5 protein-coding genes are annotated in these 5,263 nt (G+C 53.1%); 3 read left to right on the forward strand and 2 right to left on the reverse strand.

Translation table 11 applies throughout. The features are described 5' to 3' along the window. On the forward strand, positions 1 to 855 hold an 855-nt coding region (locus BLX24_RS29370; RefSeq protein ID WP_143092874.1), incomplete at its 5' end, for an acyclic terpene utilization AtuA family protein. Between the two features lie 4 nt (positions 856 to 859). Next, on the forward strand, positions 860 to 1,225 hold the full coding sequence (locus BLX24_RS29375) for an AtuA-related protein (protein ID WP_071506788.1): 366 nt from the start codon (positions 860 to 862) through the stop codon (positions 1,223 to 1,225). Here the strand turns inward: BLX24_RS29375 and BLX24_RS29380 are convergent. Both BLX24_RS29380 and BLX24_RS29385 read right to left on the reverse strand, forming a co-directional pair. Continuing rightward, complete coding sequence (locus BLX24_RS29380) at positions 1,197 to 2,429, reverse strand: HupE/UreJ family protein (protein WP_071506789.1); 1,233 nt, start codon at positions 2,427 to 2,429, stop codon at positions 1,197 to 1,199. The genes BLX24_RS29375 and BLX24_RS29380 overlap by 29 nt on opposite strands. Further along, a complete protein-coding gene (locus BLX24_RS29385; RefSeq protein WP_229201919.1) occupies positions 2,416 to 3,786 on the reverse strand; it encodes a DUF3500 domain-containing protein in 1,371 nt (456 codons plus the stop codon). Before BLX24_RS29385 ends, BLX24_RS29380 begins: the two co-directional genes overlap by 14 nt. Before the next feature lie 416 nt (positions 3,787 to 4,202). Between BLX24_RS29385 and BLX24_RS29390 the strand changes: the two genes are divergently transcribed. Further along, entirely contained in the window at positions 4,203 to 5,078 is an 876-nt protein-coding gene (locus tag BLX24_RS29390; protein ID WP_071506791.1) for a helix-turn-helix domain-containing protein, read from the forward strand. Positions 5,079 to 5,263 lie beyond the last annotated feature (185 nt).

Below are 5,263 nucleotides of genomic sequence, written 5' to 3' on the forward strand. Positions count from 1 at the left end.
GCCACCGGCGCCCTGATTATTGTTACGGGTCGTGTTGCCGACCCGTCTTTGTTTGTTGCCCCCATGGTTCATGAATTTGGCTGGTCGGCCGACGACTTTGAGCGTTTAGGGCAAGGTACGGTGATCGGCCATTTGCTTGAATGCGCCGGACAGCTGACCGGGGGATATTTTGCCGACCCCATGAGCAAACCGGTGCCGAACATGGAGAATCTGGGCCATCCGTTCGCCGATATTTCGCCGGATGGAACAGCCGTGTTCGGTAAAGTATACGGGACGGGCGGTCAACTGTCGCTGATGACGGCAAAGGAGCAACTGTTATACGAAGTTATGGATCCGGGGCGGTACATCACGCCTGATGTCATTGCTGATTTTACCGGCGTCAGGCTCACCGAAGCAGGGCCCAACCTGATTCAGGCAACGGGTGGTACCGGTGTCAGGCGGCCGGAAACCCTGAAAGTCAGTGTCGGGTACGACGCCGGCTATATCGGAGAAGGGGAAATTTCGTATGCTGGCCCTGAAGCCGAAGCGCGCGCTATGCTGGCAGGAAGCATTATCCGGAAACGGATTCACCATCATTTTGAGGACCTCCGGATTGATTTTATTGGCTCTACCGCTGCTCACCGCACCTTTTTCGGCGAAACGGCCCCGTATGAAATCCGGCTTAGGGTAGCCGGCAGAACCCCATCGCGTGACCTGGCCGCATTGATTGGCGAAGAGGTGGAGGCCCTGTATACCAATGGCCCCGCCGGTGGTGGCGGAGCCCGGAAATACATTCATGACGTTGTCGGCATTGTATCAACGACCATTGACCGGCTCCGGATTAAGCCGCAACTGACTCTCCTGAAAACCTCCTGACCTCATGTCTGCCATTGATACCTTTAACACAACGAGGCTTTATGACATTGCCCATGCGCGGGCAGGTGATAAAGGCAATACGTTAACCCTTTCGCTTTTCCCGTATAATCCGAAGGATTTTGACCTGCTGAAAAAGCAATGCACGGCCGCGCGGGTAAGCGAACATCTGTCGGAGATTGTAAGCGGTAAAATCACCCGGTATGAGTTACCCAATCTTCCCGCACTCCATTTTGTCTGTGAAAACGCCTTACTGGGTGGTGTGACGACATCGACAGCAATCGACCCGCATGGCAAAACGCTGAGTTATGCGCTGCTGGCCATGGAAATCGACGCAGAACCCCTCAGAGACGTGCTAAAAAATCAGCCATAGCATTGCTTTCGCCACTTACCCGCTCAGCTACCCACGCCAGGGCTGCCACCGATGCCAAAGCCGCTCCCGACAGGCGCAGGATGGTATAATAGCGTGTCCGGCTCAGCAGCATGAGCCATGGGATGGTTAAGGCTATGATCGCCAGTTGCATGAACTCAATACCCAGATTAAACCCAAGTATACTGAGAACCAGATGGGTTGGCTCCAGTTGTAAATCAAGAATGGTATTGGCGAAAGCCAGACCATGGATCAGCCCGAAGCCTCCGGCAATCCAGGCCTCCTTTCCCGGAAAAACCGGCGTAATGGCATGAATTGCTGACACCAGTATGGAGATGGCAATCAACACTTCGATGGGTTGGGCCGGCATGGAAACCCACCCGAGCGCACCGGCAAGCAGTGTCAGTGAGTGACCGGCCGTAAAAGCCGTTACAATCAGGAGCAGCCGCTTCAGGCCAAAGCGTACGCCGCCGAAACCCAGCCACCTGCGTTTATCATGGAGTAACGGAGCGGGTAAGAGCAATACCAGCAAAAACAACAGATGGTCGGTTCCTTCGGCAATATGCTCCCGGCCCAGTCTGAGCATGGCCAAAAATCCGGTCCACCCGCTACCCTGCCGGAGCTGCACCACAAACGGTTTTATTTTCTCCGACTCAATATCCAACTCAATAACCCCTAGTTCAACCGGGGTATGTCCGGCCGTAATGCCCTGTTCCCAATCCTGGGCAACCGAAACCAGAATCCGGTGTGTTACCACCTGGTGGATGATGGCATTGTAATCAAAGACAAATGCACGGGTGGTTGCGCCATCGGGTGGCAACAGCCGGACACGGGCAATTAACTCCTTGTAGGCACCCGAAACCGGCGTTTGTGTTTCTTCAACGCGAAGCTCACCAACCTGCACCTTCCACGGCCGATGATCCATTGTCACAGGCCGGATGTGTTGCATTAAATAAGTGGTCAGAAAGGGGCCTGATCGTTGAATCAGGTTATCGGACCGGTCATTTACCTGATGCCCGATGGCCGCCTGTAACTCGATCAGCGGCATCTGAATTTCGGCGTCTACTGATTTCGGATGGACTTTCAGCAGTACCACACTGTTTGGCATCGGATGGCCGGCGGCTTCATACCCTAACAGGCATAAAAGTAGCCAACTCCGGACAATGCCTGTCCGGAGTTGTGTTGAGAATCGGTTAGTTGCCGCCATAATCGCCGGTACGGTCACGCCAGACAGAATGCGGGTGAGGCGTATTCCGAATAACAATTCCCCCCTGGTAAGAAAACTCAATCCAGACATTAGGGCCGTCGATCCGGATATAATCATTTTGCTGGGTTACGGTTGCACTGCCGGAATAGGCGATATAGGTATTATCCAGTTCGGCCGTATATTTCGCCAGCACGGTGGCGGCCGTTTCGGCATCCAGGTCATTGACATACAATTTAATCGCGTTCAGCACCAGGGTTTTCTTCGCCGTACTCAGATCACCCACTTTCAGCCCTGATTTTGTGGTCGGGAATTTACCGTCCTGTCCTGGCCCCAGCAAAATATCAGAGTAGGTTGCCGCCAGTTTTGCCGTAGCCAGTTCAGTTGAACTCAGCCCGCCCAACATATCGGCAAAGGCCTGCCGCTCCTGCTCTACCGGTTGCCAGCTGCGGCCATTCTGCGTGAAGGACGACATTGGCTCAACCGCCCGGAAAGAGGGGGTAACGCCCACAATTTTGCCGCCGTTGTAGGTATTGGCCATCGTGTAATGATGTCCGCCGAACTGAAGTTCCCAAAGGCCGGTAGTGCCGGGGGTGCCCAGGAACGCCATGTAGAAATACCCATAGCCATAGGTGGAAGCGCCCCCCCCGTTAGCACCGAGGTAATCATCGGCGGCCAGGCCACCCTCCATTTCGTCATACCCTTCGTTGGTAACCCCGGGTGCCAGTACAGCGGCCAGCAACGCTTTAGCCGCCGCCAGCTGCGTAGTGTTCAGGACTCCCAGGTTCAGACCAACGCGTTTTTCGGAATACAAAGCCTGTGGCAGATTGGACCAGCGTACGGCATTGGCTTTGGTATAAGTCAGTTGCAGGGCTGCCAGCTGCGTAGACGACAAGGTGGCTTTAAAGGCTTCGGCAAGACACACGATTTTTGCCAGCCCGGTTGCAGATGCGCAGTTGGTCGTTGTGCCCCCTGTATTTCCGGAGTTGCTTGCCGCAACGGTCAGCGCCAGATTACAGGTCTGCCCGCCGGCCGTGATGGCAAAGGTTGCCGTACCCGAACTGGTTGGCGTACCGGTAATGGCAAAGGTCAGGGTACCGGCACCGGTGGCTAACGTTCCTGCCTGCAAGGTCGCATTGAGACCACTGACTCCGGTTGAAGCAATGGCGGTTCCGGCAGTATAGCCTGCACCGTTCCCCCCGGTGTAGGGCACGGTAGCTGTTCCGGTATAGGAAGTGCCGTTTACGGCCGTTGCCGAAAAGGTAGCGCTGCTGCAGGAGAGTGCGCTAATACTGGCAGTTGCCGGGGTAACGGCACTCGTTGATTCGTCTTTTTTGCAGGAATCAACGAGTAAACTCATTGTAAAAAGGACAATGTAAAGCCCTATGGATGAGGTACGAACCATGCAGAAATGATGTTTAAAATGGAAGCTTTATTCATGGAGCAACAGGTGCTGAGACCCCTGAATTTTGCTGCTGCAGCAGTAAAATTTAAACACGGGCTTCAGCGGCAATAATCGTCAGACCAGCCGGATGTCTTGTTACAGCATCCATACGTCATGCAAGGCAGCAGCGTTGCAGACGGTTTCACACACGCTAACCCTTATTAAAAAGGTACAGAAAAGCATTTCACGATAAGATGTACAGTCCTGAATATGGGTCCCACGGATGGTTGCCCTGGTCTGCTTATAGGTTTATGACGCAAAATTACATTGCCCCCCATGCAACGGGCGGAGACATTTATTCGTATTAAGGAGAAAAAACAAACATCGTTTTCATGAGCCACAATCGAATTACCCACTATGATGGATTGTATGGTGAAAGTAATACCCGCCCGGCAACTGACTATATTTTTTCGGAATCCCTGGAAACGCGGAGCCCGACATTTGACTGGATCGTCAAACCCCATATTCACACCCGGTTATACCAGCTGTTTTTCCTTAAAACCGGCAAGGTTGTTTTTCAGGATACCAACGGTTCGTGTGATCTGGATAGTCCTTGTCTGCTTTGTATTCCGCCTTCCGCCCTGCACGGCCTTGTGTATACCCCTGATACCACCGGCCATATTCTGACCATTGCCGACTCATTGATCGATGCCATTTTCCCGTCGTCTTCGCCGGCTTTGTTAACCCTTTCCCGCCTCCACCGGATTGAAAAACAGGAAGATGAGCAGGCTTTCCACGAAGCGTTAACGCTCTTTCAGAAAATTGATCAGGAAATTTTTGGTGACGAACCGGAGCGTCAGCCGATGATCCGGGCCTATTTGGCGCAACTCTGGATCAGGCTTTACCGGCTGATTAAAAACCGGAATGACGTGATCACTACCGGTCAGTCGCCGGCACTGGCACATTTCCGGCATTTTCAGAAACTGATTAAGGAAGCCCGGTTTCCCAAAAGCATTCCCGACTTTGCGGACGATCTGAACATCAGCGCCGTGCATCTCAACCGGATTTGCCAGTCGGTGGTCGGCAAATCGGCCCTTGATCTGATTCAGGAACATCAGATCGACGAAGCCAAGAAATACCTGCGCTTCACATCCTATTCGATTTCGGAAATTGCCTTTCTCCTGAATTTTGAATACCCTAACTATTTCGCCAAACTTTTCCGGAAAATTACGGGTATGTCACCCAAAGAATTCAGGGAAAGCCAGTAGGTTCCATGCGTTAAAAAACAATTTCTGCCGGAACAAACACTTCGCCGCGGCTAATCAACCTTGCCGTCCGGACAACGCCTGACTTACTGACAGACACCCCTGATCCGGTTTGTTTCAGGTCAAACGTTACGGTGAACTCCCCGAGCGGATGCTCTACGGGATACCCTGCCGCTGAAATTACCGGC

Origin of the sequence: Arsenicibacter rosenii, assembly GCF_001870735.1 — a bacterium.
GTDB lineage: Bacteria > Bacteroidota > Bacteroidia > Cytophagales > Spirosomataceae > Arsenicibacter > Arsenicibacter rosenii.

What these genes read in the sequence shown, in the direction of transcription:
- BLX24_RS29390 (WP_071506791.1), top strand. Translation starts at nt 4,203, where the DNA reads ATGAGCCACAATCGAATTACCCACTATGATGGATTGTATGGTGAAAGT.
- BLX24_RS29380 (WP_071506789.1), bottom strand. Translation starts at nt 2,429, where the DNA reads ATGGCGGCAACTAACCGATTCTCAACACAACTCCGGACAGGCATTGTC.
- BLX24_RS29375 (WP_071506788.1), top strand. Translation starts at nt 860, where the DNA reads ATGTCTGCCATTGATACCTTTAACACAACGAGGCTTTATGACATTGCC.
- BLX24_RS29385 (WP_229201919.1), bottom strand. Translation starts at nt 3,786, where the DNA reads ATGAGTTTACTCGTTGATTCCTGCAAAAAAGACGAATCAACGAGTGCC.